The 13,914-nt window shown below is 62.0% G+C and carries 14 protein-coding genes and 1 tRNA gene; 2 read left to right on the forward strand and 13 right to left on the reverse strand.

Annotation, left to right across the window (positions count from 1 at the left end; all coding sequences use genetic code 11):
- The 8 genes from BM172_RS09465 to BM172_RS09495 all read right to left on the reverse strand — a co-directional run.
- Window positions 1–1,019 (reverse strand): IS30 family transposase (locus BM172_RS09465; RefSeq protein WP_035323328.1); only part of this gene is annotated, 1,019 nt, incomplete at its 3' end.
- 500 nt (window positions 1,020–1,519) lie between these two features.
- A complete protein-coding gene (locus tag BM172_RS09470; RefSeq protein WP_143096493.1) occupies window positions 1,520–1,870 on the reverse strand; it encodes a hypothetical protein in 351 nt (116 codons plus the stop codon).
- 266 nt (window positions 1,871–2,136) lie between these two features.
- The gene (locus tag BM172_RS09475; RefSeq protein WP_143096494.1) at window positions 2,137–2,481 is read right to left on the reverse strand and encodes a hypothetical protein; all 345 of its coding nucleotides are present in this window, start codon (window positions 2,479–2,481) and stop codon (window positions 2,137–2,139) included.
- A 47-nt stretch (window positions 2,482–2,528) separates the two neighbouring features.
- Complete coding sequence (locus BM172_RS09480; protein ID WP_026635305.1) at window positions 2,529–3,773, reverse strand: hypothetical protein; 1,245 nt, start codon at window positions 3,771–3,773, stop codon at window positions 2,529–2,531.
- 54 nt (window positions 3,774–3,827) lie between these two features.
- Entirely contained in the window at window positions 3,828–4,730 is a 903-nt protein-coding gene (locus BM172_RS09485) for a DUF2806 domain-containing protein (RefSeq protein ID WP_081805169.1), read from the reverse strand.
- A gap of 21 nt (window positions 4,731–4,751) precedes the next feature.
- A complete protein-coding gene (locus tag BM172_RS09490) occupies window positions 4,752–5,585 on the reverse strand; it encodes a tyrosine-type recombinase/integrase (protein ID WP_035323388.1) in 834 nt (277 codons plus the stop codon).
- Window positions 5,586–5,835: 250 nt separating this feature from the next.
- A complete protein-coding gene (locus BM172_RS22500; protein WP_155964709.1) occupies window positions 5,836–5,988 on the reverse strand; it encodes a hypothetical protein in 153 nt (50 codons plus the stop codon).
- A gap of 414 nt (window positions 5,989–6,402) precedes the next feature.
- Window positions 6,403–6,478 (reverse strand) — tRNA-Ile (locus BM172_RS09495).
- A 151-nt stretch (window positions 6,479–6,629) separates the two neighbouring features.
- Here BM172_RS09495 and BM172_RS09500 point away from each other — a divergent pair.
- Window positions 6,630–7,004: a SnoaL-like domain-containing protein gene (locus BM172_RS09500; RefSeq protein WP_026635307.1), complete on the forward strand. Its 375-nt coding sequence runs from the start codon at window positions 6,630–6,632 to the stop codon at window positions 7,002–7,004.
- A gap of 75 nt (window positions 7,005–7,079) precedes the next feature.
- Here BM172_RS09500 and rpoD read toward each other — a convergent pair whose 3' ends face one another.
- A complete protein-coding gene (gene rpoD, locus BM172_RS09505; protein ID WP_026635308.1) occupies window positions 7,080–8,939 on the reverse strand; it encodes an RNA polymerase sigma factor RpoD in 1,860 nt (619 codons plus the stop codon).
- Between the two features lie 165 nt (window positions 8,940–9,104).
- Entirely contained in the window at window positions 9,105–9,545 is a 441-nt protein-coding gene (gene dtd, locus BM172_RS09510) for a D-aminoacyl-tRNA deacylase (RefSeq protein ID WP_026635309.1), read from the reverse strand.
- Between the two features lie 217 nt (window positions 9,546–9,762).
- On the opposite strand from dtd, the gene BM172_RS09515 reads away from it, so the two are divergent.
- On the forward strand, window positions 9,763–10,671 hold the full coding sequence (locus BM172_RS09515; RefSeq protein WP_026635310.1) for an LpxL/LpxP family acyltransferase: 909 nt from the start codon (window positions 9,763–9,765) through the stop codon (window positions 10,669–10,671).
- 93 nt (window positions 10,672–10,764) lie between these two features.
- On the opposite strand, the gene BM172_RS09520 is transcribed toward BM172_RS09515, so the two are convergent.
- The 3 genes from BM172_RS09520 to BM172_RS09530 all read right to left on the reverse strand — a co-directional run bounded on the left by BM172_RS09520 (window position 10,765) and on the right by BM172_RS09530 (window position 13,913).
- Window positions 10,765–11,094, reverse strand: a complete 330-nt coding sequence (locus BM172_RS09520; protein ID WP_026635311.1) for a hypothetical protein — start codon at window positions 11,092–11,094, stop codon at window positions 10,765–10,767.
- Complete coding sequence (locus BM172_RS09525; RefSeq protein ID WP_026635312.1) at window positions 11,091–12,797, reverse strand: ArnT family glycosyltransferase; 1,707 nt, start codon at window positions 12,795–12,797, stop codon at window positions 11,091–11,093. Before BM172_RS09525 ends, BM172_RS09520 begins: the two co-directional genes overlap by 4 nt.
- A gap of 75 nt (window positions 12,798–12,872) precedes the next feature.
- A complete protein-coding gene (locus BM172_RS09530) occupies window positions 12,873–13,913 on the reverse strand; it encodes a CDP-glycerol glycerophosphotransferase family protein (protein WP_035323390.1) in 1,041 nt (346 codons plus the stop codon).
- Window position 13,914 lies beyond the last annotated feature (1 nt).

Genomic DNA, 13,914 nt, shown 5'->3' on the forward strand with positions numbered 1-13,914 from the left:
AAATACTGGCGTAGCAGCCCGTTGGTGTTCTCGTTGGACCCCCGCTGCCACGGATGCTGCGGGTCGCAGAAGTAGACCTGGATGTCCGTGGCCAGCGTGAAGCGCTGGTGGTCAGCCATTTCCTTGCCACGATCCCAGGTCAGCGATTTGTAGAGCTCTCTAGGCAGCTTGTGAGCGTGCTTGATCAATGCGTCGATGACGGTTTGCGTGTCTTTGCCCGTGACCTTCACCAACATGACATAGCGCGTGCGACGCTCGACGAGGGTAGCGATTTGGCTGTGATGGCTACCCATCAACAAGTCGCCCTCCCAGTGACCTGGCACGGCGCGATCGTCAACCTCGGCGGGACGTTCCCGGATAGACACCATGTCGGTGAGCTGACCGTGATTGTCCGTCTTTTGCGTGTGGTGGCGCGAACGACGCATGGCGCGCGTGCGCCGTAAATGCACCAGAAGCTCCTTTTTCAGGGCGCCACGGGCTTGGATGAAGAGGCTGCGATAGATGGTCTCGTGCGACACCTGCTGCTCCTCGTGGCCGCCAGATCGCTGCTTGAGCCAACCGGCAATCTGCATCGGTGACCACTCTAGCTGCAACTTGCTGGCCACGAGCTTGGCCAGCACACGATGCTTCCTCAGCTTGCAGACCTTGGGGCGGTGCGCACGGTCCCAAGCGTTCTGATCGGCTTGGCTCGCTCGATAGGCAACCCGTCCGCCATTGCGATGGATCTCGCGGCTGATTGTGGAGGGTGCACGCTGAAGCTGTCGCGCGACGGATCGGAGCGACTCTCCTAACGCCACGGCTCGAGATATCTCCTCTCGCTCGGCCAGGGTCAATGCTCGCAAAGGTCGGTGCCGTGGCGCGGGTCGAATGCCGCCCGTCTGTGCTAACACGCGGCGTATCGAAGAGTGTCGACGGTCGAGCGACCGGGCGATGCGGTGCAGCGACTCGCCGCGCTGCCACCGCTCCCACATCTGCGTCTTCTCGTTATCTGTCAGGTGCCTACGAAGCCTGGGTGCCATACAACACTCCTCACGCCTTGGCGCTTATAGTGTGTTGCAACGACCGGCTGAAATCGCAGTCGAAAGCAGACGTCACCCTTCCCTATAGCCACTCCCTGAACAGCCGACTAGTCGGCTTGATACCGCTCAAGCCCACAGTGTGGGCACCGTCTGCCGCTGGTCAATCGGCACACTGCCGTCAAGTGGAAGCAGCGGCTGCAGAACGGGCAGCGAAAGTAAATGAAGCGGCTCCAAGACCAGACCACGATGATCATAAATGCAGTCTCGGGCACGATAATAAACCGTTCCGATTGGGTGAAATTCTCCATAGTCACAGCAATCAGGCCAGCTAACGGCACGAATCCGAGAGTTAAAAGGCCGGCGGTCCACTGACGGCGACGGTAGTCAGCCCAACCGATCGCCAAGCGCCGAACTCTTTCGTCTACATTCACTGAGCCACCTCGCTCGCCAGGTTCATCGTGCGCAGTTGCAAAATGTCCGCTCTGGGTCGCAAGCGGACATCACCAAGGCCTTATTGACTCTATCGCGGGCAGCTCTTTGGGGGCATCCCCGGAATAGCCGGTTACTTCGACGCCGGCAAGTTTGCTTTCCCGCTCGAATATGAAAATGCCGCTCAGTTCATTGCCGTCGCCGAAAACGAACTCAGCCAGAACCCCGATGCCGCCGGCAGTCGGGCGATCTCCGGGGACAACAAGATCGAAACTGGCGCATCCGCACGGGCACTTCCGGGGCGATACGCGAACGAGGTCAACCTGAGGAAGATAGGTCGTGGCCAAATCGCCGCCGTGACTCAGCATCCAGCGAACCAGCGCTTCCTCCTGAGCGGTCATTCGCCGGTACATCTCCGTCACGCCCACGCTCCACCTCCCAAGGTCCGCTCCGGGTCGAAAGCAGACATGCGGAATGTTCCGGGATCGCTCCAGCCACAGCAAGACCCTGCCTGCTGTAGGTGCACCTTCGCCGCGATTGGTGCCGGTAGGTGGCGGGCCCAGCAGGATTCGAACCTGCAACCAAAGGATTATGAGACCCAAAAGCGCAAGGCCGCGCGTCCTGGTCTGTTATGCAAATTTCTTTCGGCTCTTAAAGGCTACGTGGATGGAGGTGCTTATCCGGCCGGTTATTTATCCAGCTTGAACGCGACGATGTAGGGAACCCAGATTAGGCAGAGCACAAAACCGAGCATGCCTAGGACCAGTGCGAGGCGGAAACGCTTGAAATGATCAAATCGGATCATGATGGCGTCAGTAAACAAGTCGGAGGCACAATAAGCGGCAATCATCGCAGCTATGTACAAGATGAACCCAAGAGCAAATGGCAGCAGCTCAGATCCAAGCAACATGGGATGCTTGCGAAAAAGAAATCCAGCTGCAAACCCATATGCCACAACGGTCGCCATGTTGCGAACAAACTCTAGGTAGGCACGCTTAAAGGCTATTTTTCCCCTATCCATAACATCAGCCACAATTCGTTCCTAGAATTCTTAGACGTGCGAGTTTTTTAGGGCGGCGCTCAGCCCCATCGCATGAAGAACAAAAGGTAAGGGTCTCGGATGTGCAAGGCGTCCTCTTGAGCATCCCATTCGATGATGTCCCGCTCCTGCCCATCGTTGGCTAGCTGGGCAACGTGTACACAGGAGCCCGTGACACTCGATCCGACCGGCGTGTCATTTTCGCAGACCCGACCGATCCGTCTGACAAGCTCGGCATAGCGGAAATGAAGATTCGGAGGATCGAGGGCTATCGCACGAAGCAAGATCGTATAGACATCGCCCACGTCGCCACCGAGGAGCCGGTACTGATTCCGGTCAGTACCACGCTTCTTCGGACCATCCCTCAAGCGTTCTAGGGTTCCAGCGTAGTTCGCTGACTGAGATGTTCGCGTGCAAACCGCCTCGAATAGTTCGTTCGAGTCGTCCAAACTCACCAGCTTAGCAGCGCGCTCACGCAAGCCAATCTCAAAGCAAGCGTTAAGGCATAAGGCCTGCATAAGCTGGGGTGATCCGGCCGCTTCACTTGCAAACGACCGGAGAAGGTCCGAATTAGGCTGGGCATTTAACTCCCGGAATCCAAGCTCGCCGATTTTCTGCAGCGTGTCGTCGTTCCAATAATCGAAGTCGATTCCGACCACCCGACCACGTAGGTCCGGATTCGCCCGCAAGACGTCCTCGGAGCGGTAAGGGACTGAAGCACAGATGATCTGCACACCGCTCGCTATTGCATCTTTGATTTGGCGAGCTACTTCGTCTTGTAGCGCACGCCCAAGATAGTGGAAATCGTCTATGAAAAGGGTAATGCCCGTGCCCGCCAATTCCGTGATCAAAAGCGCAAGGCGATTCGTCGCCACATCTGCGGTGTAAGTTTCCGTACTAGTGGTGCTGCGTTCAATTGTCCCTGACGCTTCAGCCTTTGCGACAAGTATGTCGCCACCAACCTTTGCCTGCCCGCCAGCCTTGCTACCGCTCTGATCCGCTTGCGAGACGGATTTCGGTAACGGCGTACCAAGCACGTGGAACACGCGATCCCACAGTTCGTCAGAAGTTTGGATGCCTGCCCCCGTCACGGCAACGACGTAGTCAGCACCCAGGACCGTTTTAACAAAAACAGTCTTTCCCGACTTCGACGGGCCCGATAAAGAGACGAGCATCCCGCCCTGCTCCAATGCATCGCGCAGAAGGCCTTCGTTGCGCTTTAAGTGATCGTCAACAAACGTGACGGTCGGAATCTTTCCAGGCGTAAAAACTTCCACTGCCTTCATGCGCTAGTCCCCTTCGCTGGATAACACAGTCTGCTTCAATGGTACATCGCACCGTCACGCCGCCCCGGGAGCCGCACCCGCTGGCACCGTTATTTGAACCTTCGGCGGCTTGGCGCTAATGCCGGCCTGCTGTTGGTAGTAATTCAAAACATAATTAAGAAACTCTGGCACCGGGTTGGTCTTGATGATGTGCGACAGCTCCCTTCCGGCGGTAGTGAATATGACCTTGCCAATTGGCATGGAAGTAACGCCATCATCCAGCTCAAAAATAATGGGGCTGTTGAAGTAGGTGGCTAAAATCTTCCTGGTAATGGCATTTCGGCTGAAAGAGCCAAGTCCCGCATAATTAACAAGGCCGATAGATTCAAGCTCAGTTATAGTGCCGAAACTAACGCCATTATTATTATAAATATGGTCGTTTTCATTAAAAATCAAAGCCTCACCAAGCTGCGGAAGAATAAACCGGCATAGGCTTGTAAACGCCTCTGCGTCTCTTTTACTCAGTTCGGCGATAATATTAACGGCGCGCTTTGAGAATTTTCCTGGATGATTGGCTTCCTGTGCAAGCACTTGCGCCCATATTTTTTGCATTTCTTCATCGGAAACAATTTTGCTTTTCTCAAAGAAATTAGCGATCCAGTCATCCTCTATATTGGACGGATCGGCGCCATCATCAAGCTGCTCTATGGCTTTTTCGGTGATAGCTTCAATATTAACTTGTTTGCGTGTTTCTTCAGCTACCCAGCGCAAGGCTGCTCTGCGCTGCAGATCATTAATTTCAATCTGTGCCTGCGCGGCTATTAAGGCGGTTTCAGCCTCCGCGCGGGCGATGCGCTTCATTTGCGTTGGCATAAATGCTCCGCCAATCGCAAGTGAAATCTTTTCAATGAGCAACTGGGCCGCTTTGCCAAAGTGCTTCCCATCAATGCTAATTAGCGATCCGCCTTCGTTGGCCATTATTAATATCCCTTTGGCATATTAAGTCTGATTTCCGATAACGCCATCGATAGTAGCCGCGTGGGCAGCATACTGCGAGGGGGCAAGATGTGCATATCGCCGGACCATCGTGCTACTGCGCCACGCGCCCAGATCCTGCACGACGAACAAAGGCGTGCCATGCTGCACATGCCAGCTGGCCCAGATATGTCGCAAATCGTGCCAACGGAAATTCTTTATGCCGGCACGCTTTAAGGCCTTCCTCCACGCCTTAGTGTTCGCCCACGCAATAGGGTTTCCTCGGTAAGTGAAGACCCGGCTAGGGTGACTTCCTTTACAACGTCGCAATACCGCTAGCGCTGCCTCATTGAGGGGCACAGAGAAGGAGCGGCGGCCCTTAGCCTGGTCACCGTGTATCCACGCCAACTTTCGGCGCATGTCAACCTGCGACCAATCAAGCCGCAACACGTTGCCCTGCCGCAGTCCCGTGGCCAGTGCAAACAGGACCATATCAAGTTGATGTGGCGGCAGCTCGCTGAAAAGCGCGCGCGCCTGATATGAAGTGATCCACCGCACGCGCCCCTCAGATTCGGGGAATAGTTCTGCGAAGGGCATGCGGTCGATCCACTCCCACACACGACATGCGCGCCTGAAAATGGCTCGTATCAGCGCGAGCAAGCGATTCGCCGTAGCCGGCGACGTAGCTTTGGCCTTGTCCCAGGCAACGACCATCACCGCTTCTCGGTCAATCTGAGCCAATGGCTTGCCACCGAAGTAGGGCTTAAGCCATTCCAGTTTCTGCCCGTCGCGATCAATGTCGGCTTTGTGCTTTTTCTCAACCAGCCACAGCCGCGCAGCGTCATCCCACGTATGCATCTGTCAGCCCAACGAACACGAACAGGACCGCAATGCGTGAGCTGCGCCACCATGGTCAGAAATAGCACTGAGTGCGTCGCGGCCATTCCTCGACCACGGTAGTCTCGCCCTGCTTGCGGACCACCATAACCAACCCACCCATACACCTCGCCTTGCTACTGGCCAAGGCTTCCTCCGCCTCCGACAGATAGGCGCACGTGCCGCGTACCCGCTTCGTCGAGCAGATTTCGTGCGTAAAGTCGGGCAGCGGCTAAGCCGCTGGCTTCGGCGGTGGCTGGTGAGCCATCGCTTCCTCTCGGGCAACGTCTGCGCGAGCGTGCCCGATGATGTACCGGTATATCGGCACCGTGACGAGAAACAAAAGCGCGGCGATGCCGTAGTACAGCGCGTCCTTGAGTTGCATTTCCTTTCCCCTGGCTCCTTGGGGTAAAGCGTAGCAGCGTCCCCGGCCTTGATCGGTGATCGCCGGAAACCCGCGTCACTATGCGGTTTGCGAGAGGTCATGTGCGCAAAACGAGCCCACTCAGGATCGCGGAGGGGTTCAAAAGCGGGGTTGGCGGGGCGGCCATGGGAGCCGATGAAACCCATGCATGACACATGCCGCGCCAGAGCGTGCACCAGCGGCAAGGGAGCATCGTGGCCCTCAGACGATCACGTCATCACGATGGCGACGGCAATCAAGGAGCCTGCGGAAGATTGGTTCGTTGCGATCCATGCTGAGCGCACGTCGCCTGCTACGTGTCAGGTGTGGCTTCGACTTGCGTCGCGTCTTAACCACGCGGTCGCCATCGCGTTGATCGCACTCACTGCTCATGGCTGGTGGGCCCACCAGGATTCGAACCTGGAACCAAAGGATTATGAGTCCTCTGCTCTAACCGTTGAGCTATAGGCCCGTAGCGTGCCGGCCGCATTGCACGGCTCGGAAGCCCTTCATGTTAGCCGCGCACCCCGGGACCGTCGAGACCGCAAAGACCCGGTCAACGGCACATCCGGACTTATCGTACCCGGCGTAGGCTGGTAAGCCCTTTGACCCGGAGGTGCACGATGAGCACGGAATCGGTAGCGAAGCGGTTGGTGGCTTTGTGTCGCGAGGGCAAGTACGAGGAGGCGCAGAAGGAGTTGTACGCCAAGGATGCGGAGAGCATCGAGCCGGAGGGCGCGCCGGGTGGCGCGCTGGGCAATGTGAAGGGGCTGGATGCCATTTTCGAGAAGGGCCGCAAGTTCCAGGAATCGATCGTGGAAGTGCATGGCGGCCATGTCAGCGACCCGGTGGTGGCGGGCAACTGGTTCAGCATGGAGATGACGCTGGACGTGACGATGAAGGAATACGGTCGGGTCAACATGACGGAAATCTGCGTCTACCACGTCAACAAGGACGGCAAGGTCGACAAGGAGCAGTTCTTCTACGATATGGGTTGAGGCGTTCTCCCCGGCACAAAAGAAAAGCCCCGCTTTCGCGGGGCTTTTCGCTTTTCTACCGTTCGCTCGACGCGATCAGTCGATATCGAGGAACGAGCGCAGCTGCTCCGAGCGGCTCGGATGGCGCAGCTTGCGCAGCGCCTTGGCCTCGATCTGGCGGATGCGCTCGCGCGTCACGTCGAACTGCTTGCCGACCTCTTCCAGCGTGTGATCGGTATTCATGTCGATGCCGAAGCGCATGCGCAGCACCTTGGCTTCGCGCGGGGTGAGGCCGGCGAGCACTTCGCGCACGGTCTCCATCAGGCCGGTTTCCGTGGCCGACTCGATCGGCGAGCTGGCGTTGGTGTCCTCGATGAAGTCGCCCAAATGCGAGTCTTCGTCGTCGCCGATGGGGGTTTCCATCGAGATCGGTTCCTTCGCGATCTTCAGCACCTTGCGGATCTTGTCCTCCGGCATCTCCATTTCCTTGGCCAGCTCCTCCGGCGTCGGCTCGCGGCCGAACTGCTGGAGCATCTGGCGGGAGATGCGGTTGAGCTTGTTGATCGTCTCGATCATGTGGACCGGGATGCGGATGGTGCGCGCCTGGTCCGCGATGGAGCGGGTGATCGCCTGGCGGATCCACCAGGTGGCATACGTGGAGAACTTGTAGCCGCGGCGGTATTCGAACTTGTCCACCGCCTTCATCAGGCCGATGTTGCCTTCCTGGATGAGGTCGAGGAACTGCAGTCCGCGGTTGGTGTACTTCTTGGCGATCGAGATCACCAGGCGCAGGTTCGCCTCCACCATTTCCTTCTTGGCGCGGCGGGCCTTGGCCTCGCCGACCGACATGGTGCGGTTGATTTCCTTGATGTCGGTGAGCGGCAGGAACAGCTTGTGCTCGATGGAGGCGAGCTTTTCCTGTTCGCCGTCGATCGCTTCCTTGTAGGTCTTGATGTTCGGCGACCACTTCTGGCGCTTGCGGCCCAGCTCGTTCGCCCACTCGAGGTTGCCCTCGTTGCTGGGGAAGGTCTTGATGAACTCGGCCTTGGGCATCTTCACCTGCTTGACGAAGATGTCCATCAGCACGCGCTCGTGGTGACGGATGTCGTTGACCACGTCGCGCAGCTTGCGCACGAAGCTGTCGATCAGCGCGGACGGCAGCTTGAGCTTGAGGAACTCCTCGGCCATCTGCTCGCGCAGCTTGATGATCTTCTTGTCGCCGATGTCGCTCGTCTTGGCCGAGGCCTTCTGGAACTTGCCGTAGTAGTCGCGCAGCAGTTCCATGCGGCGCTTGACCTCTTCCGGATCCGGACCGGTCGGGCCGGCCTCCTCGTCCTCGGTGGCGCCTTCGGTTTCCTCGTCCTCGTCGGCTTCGCCGTCGGCGTCGGCGGCTTCCACCTCGGCGGCGGCCAGGGCGGCGTCGGCGGCTTCTTCCAGGTCGGCGAAGCCGGCCAGGATCTCGCTCAGGCGGCGCTTGCCGTCCAGGTGCTGGTCGTATTCCTCCAGCAGCATCTCGATGGTGAGCGGGAAGCTGGCCAGCGCGGTCTGCACCTGGCCCAGGCCTTCCTCGATGCGCTTGGCGATGGCGATCTCGCCCTCGCGGGTGAGCAGCTCCACCGTGCCCATCTCGCGCATGTACATGCGCACCGGGTCGGTGGTGCGGCCGACTTCGGAGTCGACCGCCGACAGCAGGGCGACGGCTTCTTCGGCCGCGGCTTCGTCGTCGGTGGCGGTGCCGGAGGCATTGTCGGACAGCGGGTCGGCGTCCGGGGCGGCATCGTGCACTTCGATGCCCACGCCCTTGAGGACGGCCATGATGTCTTCGATCTGCTCCGGATCGACGATGTCGTCGGGGAGGTGATCGTTGATTTCGGCGTAGGTCAGGTAGCCCTGCTCGAGACCTTTCGAGATAAGCGCCTTGATTTCAGACTGTTGCTCGGGAGCTTTGTTGTTCATACCTACCGCCGCGGATGCAGGAACCGATCAGTATAGCGATGTGCTGCTTTTTTGACCAGTTTTCAAGTGAAAGATATCGGTATCTGGCATACGCAAAAAGCGCGCCAAACACCCGCTGTATGGGAAGTTTTTTTAAGTGGGCGCGGTCACCCGATGGGTCCGCGGTCATGGCGTTTCGAGCCAGAAGGTGACTGGTCCGTCGTTGACCAGTTGCACCTTCATATGGGCACCGAAGCGGCCGATTTCCACCCCGGGGTGTGCTTCCCGGGCCAGTTCCACCAGCCGGTCGAACCAGCGCCGGCCCTGCTCGGGCGAGGCCGCGCTGGTGAAGCTGGGGCGCATGCCGGAGCGGGTGTCGGCGGCCAGGGTGAACTGGCTGACCAGCAGCAGCTGGCCGCCGGCGTCCTTGAGCGAGCGGTTCATGCGGCCCTGTTCATCGGCGAACACGCGATAGCCGAGCAGCCGTTCGAGCATGCGCCGGGTGCTGGCCTCGTCGTCGGCCGGCTGCACGGCGACGAGGGCGAGCAGGCCGGGGCCGATGGCGCCCACGGTCTGGTCGTCCACGTCGACTTGGGCGGAAAGGACGCGCTGGATCAGGGCGATCATCGATAAGGCGGCTGGGCTGGCGGCGGGGCGCAAAGAGTACCCACAAAACGGGGTAGCGGCCGGAGGGTGCACGGCTTGAGCCGGTACACTGCCGGGCTCATCGGCCGTCATCCCGATACAAGCCTTCATCCGTAGGCCGTCATCCCGGCGCAGGCCGGGATCCAGTGACGTCACCGTCCGGTTGTCGCCGAAGACTCCAAGGCCGCTCCATCGACTCATGCGCTTCGACATCTACCTGCTCTACCTCCTCCTGCGCCTCATCGGCCTGCTGCCCCTGCGCGTTCTGCACGGCGTAGGCGCCCTGCTCGGCCGCCTGTCCCTGCGGCTCAACGGCAAGACCGTGCAGAACACCGCGGTGAACATCCGCATCACCCGCCCGGAGCTGGACGAAGCGGCCCGCGCCGCCCTGCTGCGCCAGGTGATGATCGAAAGCGGCAAGTCCATCACCGAGATCGCCAAGATCTGGGGCAGCGACGCCGAGCGCGCGCTGGACCTGGTGCGCGAGGTGCGCGGCGAAGCGCTGTTCGACGCGGCATTGGCCGCGGGCAAGGGCGTGATCATCGCCGCGCCGCACCTGGGCTGCTGGGAGCTGCTGAACTACTGGCTGTGCCGCAAGACGCCGATGGCGATCCTGTACCGCCCGCCGCGCATCGCCGCGGTCGAGGGCCTGCTGCGCAAGGCGCGCGGCGCGCTGGCACCGGAGCAGGTGCGCGCCGAGGGCGCCGGGGTGCGCACGCTGTTCAAGCGGCTGGGCGCGGGCGGCACGGTGGGCATCTTGCCGGACCAGAAGCCGCGCGAGGGCGAAGGCCAGTTCGCGCCGTTCTTCGGCCGCGAGGCGCTGACCATGGTGCTGCTGCCGCGGCTGGCGGCGCGCACGGGGGCGGCGGTGCTGTTCGCGTTTGCGGAGCGATTGCCGCGGGGCGAGGGGTTTCGGATCCATCTGCTGCCGGCGCCGGAAGGGCTGGCGGATGCGGACCAGGGCGTGGCGTGCGCGGCGCTCAACCAGGGCGTGCAGGACTGCGTGGAGCTGGCGTATGCGCAGTATCAGTGGCACTACAAGCGGTATTCGGCGAATGATCGGCCGAGTCCGTATGACGATCCTGGGCGGGCGGGCGGGGGGCGTTGAGGGCGTTCGTTATGCCAGCGAAGGCTGGGATGTGACGCTGCCGATCATGCGCCTCGCTACTGGATTCCGGCCTACGCCAGAATGACGAGTTTTTTAGCTCGCGTCCTTCGGTTCGATCCGGCGCAGGAACACGGTCATTTCCTTTTCCGCCTGCTTGTCGCCGCGTTCGCGGGCGACCTCGATGCCGTGCGTCCAGGCGTCGGCCGCGCCGGCGCGGTCTTCCATCGCCAGCAAGGCCTTGCCCAGCAGCTTCCACGCGGCGGAATAGCGCGGGTCGAAGCGCACGGCGTGGCGCAGTTCCTCCGCCGCGGCCGGCGCGTCGCCCAAGCTCAACAACGCATTGCCCAGCGAGAAGCGCAGCAGCGCCCCGTCGCGGGGGCCGCCGCACTGGGCGCGCAGGTTGGCGATCAGCGCCTCGTTCATTGCAGCGCGCGATACCGCCACGGATCGATCTGGTACAGCCGGGTCGGATGCGGCGGCTCGGCCGGGGTGTGGCCGGCGCGCTGGGCGGCCAGCGAGGCGGCCGGCCAGATCACCACCCAGCTGGAGCGGAACGGCTGCACCAGCAGCGGGTAGCGCAGGTCGCTGTCGGCCAGTTTCTCGGGGCGGGTGATGATCAGGCCATTCGGATGCAGGCGGGCGAAGGCCTGGATCGACTCGCCCTCGCTCAGCCGCTCGATCGGCCGGCTCAGGCGGCCTTCGAAGTGGAACTGGCCTTCGTAGTTGCCGACGTAGCCGATCGCCCGGCCTTCCGCATCGGCCGCGCCCAGCAGGTGGGCGGCGGGGCGCAGGTCGAAGTTCGACCACATGGTCAGGGTGAACAGGGTGTTGAGCGCCAGCGTGCCGATCAGTCCGGCCACCGCCAGCCGGCGCAGCTCGCCGCGGCCGCGCAGCAGCAGCAGCGCGCCGAGCACCACGAACACCACGCTGAAGAAGCGGCTGTACTGCGAGGTGGAGTCGATGAACTCGCCGTGCATCAGGTTGTGCTCCACCAGGTTCGGCAGCACGAACAGGAACACCGCGAACAGGATGCCGCCGACGCCCAGCGGCCAGGTGCCCAGCCAGGCCGTGTTGGCCAGCTTCGGCTTCTGCTCGCGCAGCACGGCGATGGCGCCGGCCAGCAGCAGGGCGGCGCCGGCGAACTCGGGCAGCGGGTAGTACAGCTGCTTGCCGCTGATCAGCGAGAACGCCAGCAGCACCGGCAGCAGCCAGCACAGGCCGAACACGAGGCCCGGCTCCAGCGGCCGGCGCAGCGCGCCCAGCGCCACCCACGCCCGCGGCCAGCCGCTGAACGGGAACAGCAGGGCCGGGATCATCGTCAGGTACCACCAGAACGGGCGGGCGTGATCGAACGCATCCACCACGCGGCCGGCGGTCTGGGTGAAGAACAGGCGATGGCGATACTCGTCGCCGCCGCTGAAGCCGGCCGGCAGCGCCCAGGCCAGCAGGATCGCGCCGCCCAGCAGCACGGCCAGCGCGCCGCGGCCGTACCAGCGCGCGCGGTGGCGGTTGGCCCAGTCGTTCCACAGCGGGCCGAGCAGCCAGGGGAAGGCCACGTGCAGCAGCATCACCGGGCCCTTGGTCATCAGGCCGGCGCCGATGAAAAGGCCGAACAGCAGCCAGCGCGGTTCCTCGCGATGGGCCTTCGGAGTGAGCGTGAGCAGCGCCGCCAGCACCCACACCGCCAGCAGCACCTCGTACATCACCTGCAGGCCGAACAGGAAGGCATAGGCCAGCGCCAGCAGCATCCACGGCGCGCCCTTGGCCACCCACGGGCGATTCGGGAACAGGCGCCGCGCCAGCGTGGCCAGCAGCATCAGCTCGACGCCGCCGAAGATCACTTCGAGGACGCGCGGCCACACGTCGTTGACGCCGAACACGAACCAGCCGGCGTGGATCATCCAGAACAGCAGCGGCACCTTGTCGCTGTACGGCTGGCCGTTGATATGCGGCACCAGCCAGTGGCCGTGGCTCCACATTTCCCACGCCACCGCCAGGGTGCGGGTGGAATACAGCGGCATCGGGCCATGCGAGAAGATCGCCAGCAGGGCGACCGCGGTCCACAGCGGCAGCCAGGGCCAGAGGGAGCGCAGGTGTTCGGAACGGCTGTAGGCGCTGGATGGCACGGGGCGGCTCGATATCTCAGGAAGGTTGCGATTCTAAACGGCTTGTCCTAGACGGGGGCTTTCTGTCCGGAGGCTTTAAGGGCGGGGCAGCCGGGCCGGGCCCCAATAGCCGATGCGCTTGCGCAGCTTCAGCTTGCGCCACCAGTTGCCCGGCTTCGGCTTGCGGTTGCGTCCGCCTCTTGCAATGAAGGCATCGATCGCGTCCAGCACGCGCTCGCTCGAATGGCCGTCGCGATAGGGATGGATGCTGTCGGCGTACTCGCGGATCGCCTGCATCAGCTCGGGCGGCCGGCTCAACGCGGTGCGGATGGCCGGCTCGAACTGCGCCGGATCGTCGATATCGAGCAGCTGCGGGCCGGGGCGGCGGTTCTTGAAGGTCACCACCGGCTTGCCGGTGAGCAGGAACTCGTTGAGCGCGGAGGAGGTGTCCGAGCACATCATGTCGACCTGCGGGAACAGCTCGAGGATGTTGTCGTTCTCGGCGAACGTCAGGTGCTCGTTCTGCAGCGCCTTGAACTTGGCCGTGGTCTGCGGATTCATCTTCGGATGGAAGGTGACGATCCAGCGCCAGCGGCCGTCGCGCGACAGGCGCCTGACCTCGTCGTACAAGGTCTCGGCCGCGCTCCACGAAGGCGAGAACGTGGAGTGGTAGAGGATCACCGGCGGCTCGCGCACCGGCGGCAGCGCGCCGGCGATCTCCTTCATGAAGGGGTCGATCTTCGGCCAGCCGGTCTCGGCCACCGCGAAGTGGCCCAGCTCGTCGGCCAGCGCCTGGAACTGCGCGGTGTCGCGCGGGCCGGTGGTGCAGTACAGGTCGAAGAAGCCGCGGATATAGATGTGTCGCGGCTTGCCGGCGTCGAAGCCGTGGAAGGTCTCCACTTTCACGCCCGGAAAGAAATGCGGCAGGTGGTTGGACGAAGTGATGCAGGCGATCGGCCGCCACGCGCGCACTTCCTCCACGGTGAGCAGACGCTCGCCCGCGACCAGGTCTTCCGCGCCGGGGCCGTCGAAGAACCATGCCGCCTCGTCCCCGCGCGCGCGGATCGCCTCCTGCACCGGCCGCAGGATGGCCAGTGCGTAGCGCTCGGAGCCGTACAGGAGATAGTGCTTGGGCATG

This window comes from Dyella marensis (assembly GCF_900112865.1).
Classification (GTDB): domain Bacteria; phylum Pseudomonadota; class Gammaproteobacteria; order Xanthomonadales; family Rhodanobacteraceae; genus Dyella_D; species Dyella_D marensis_A.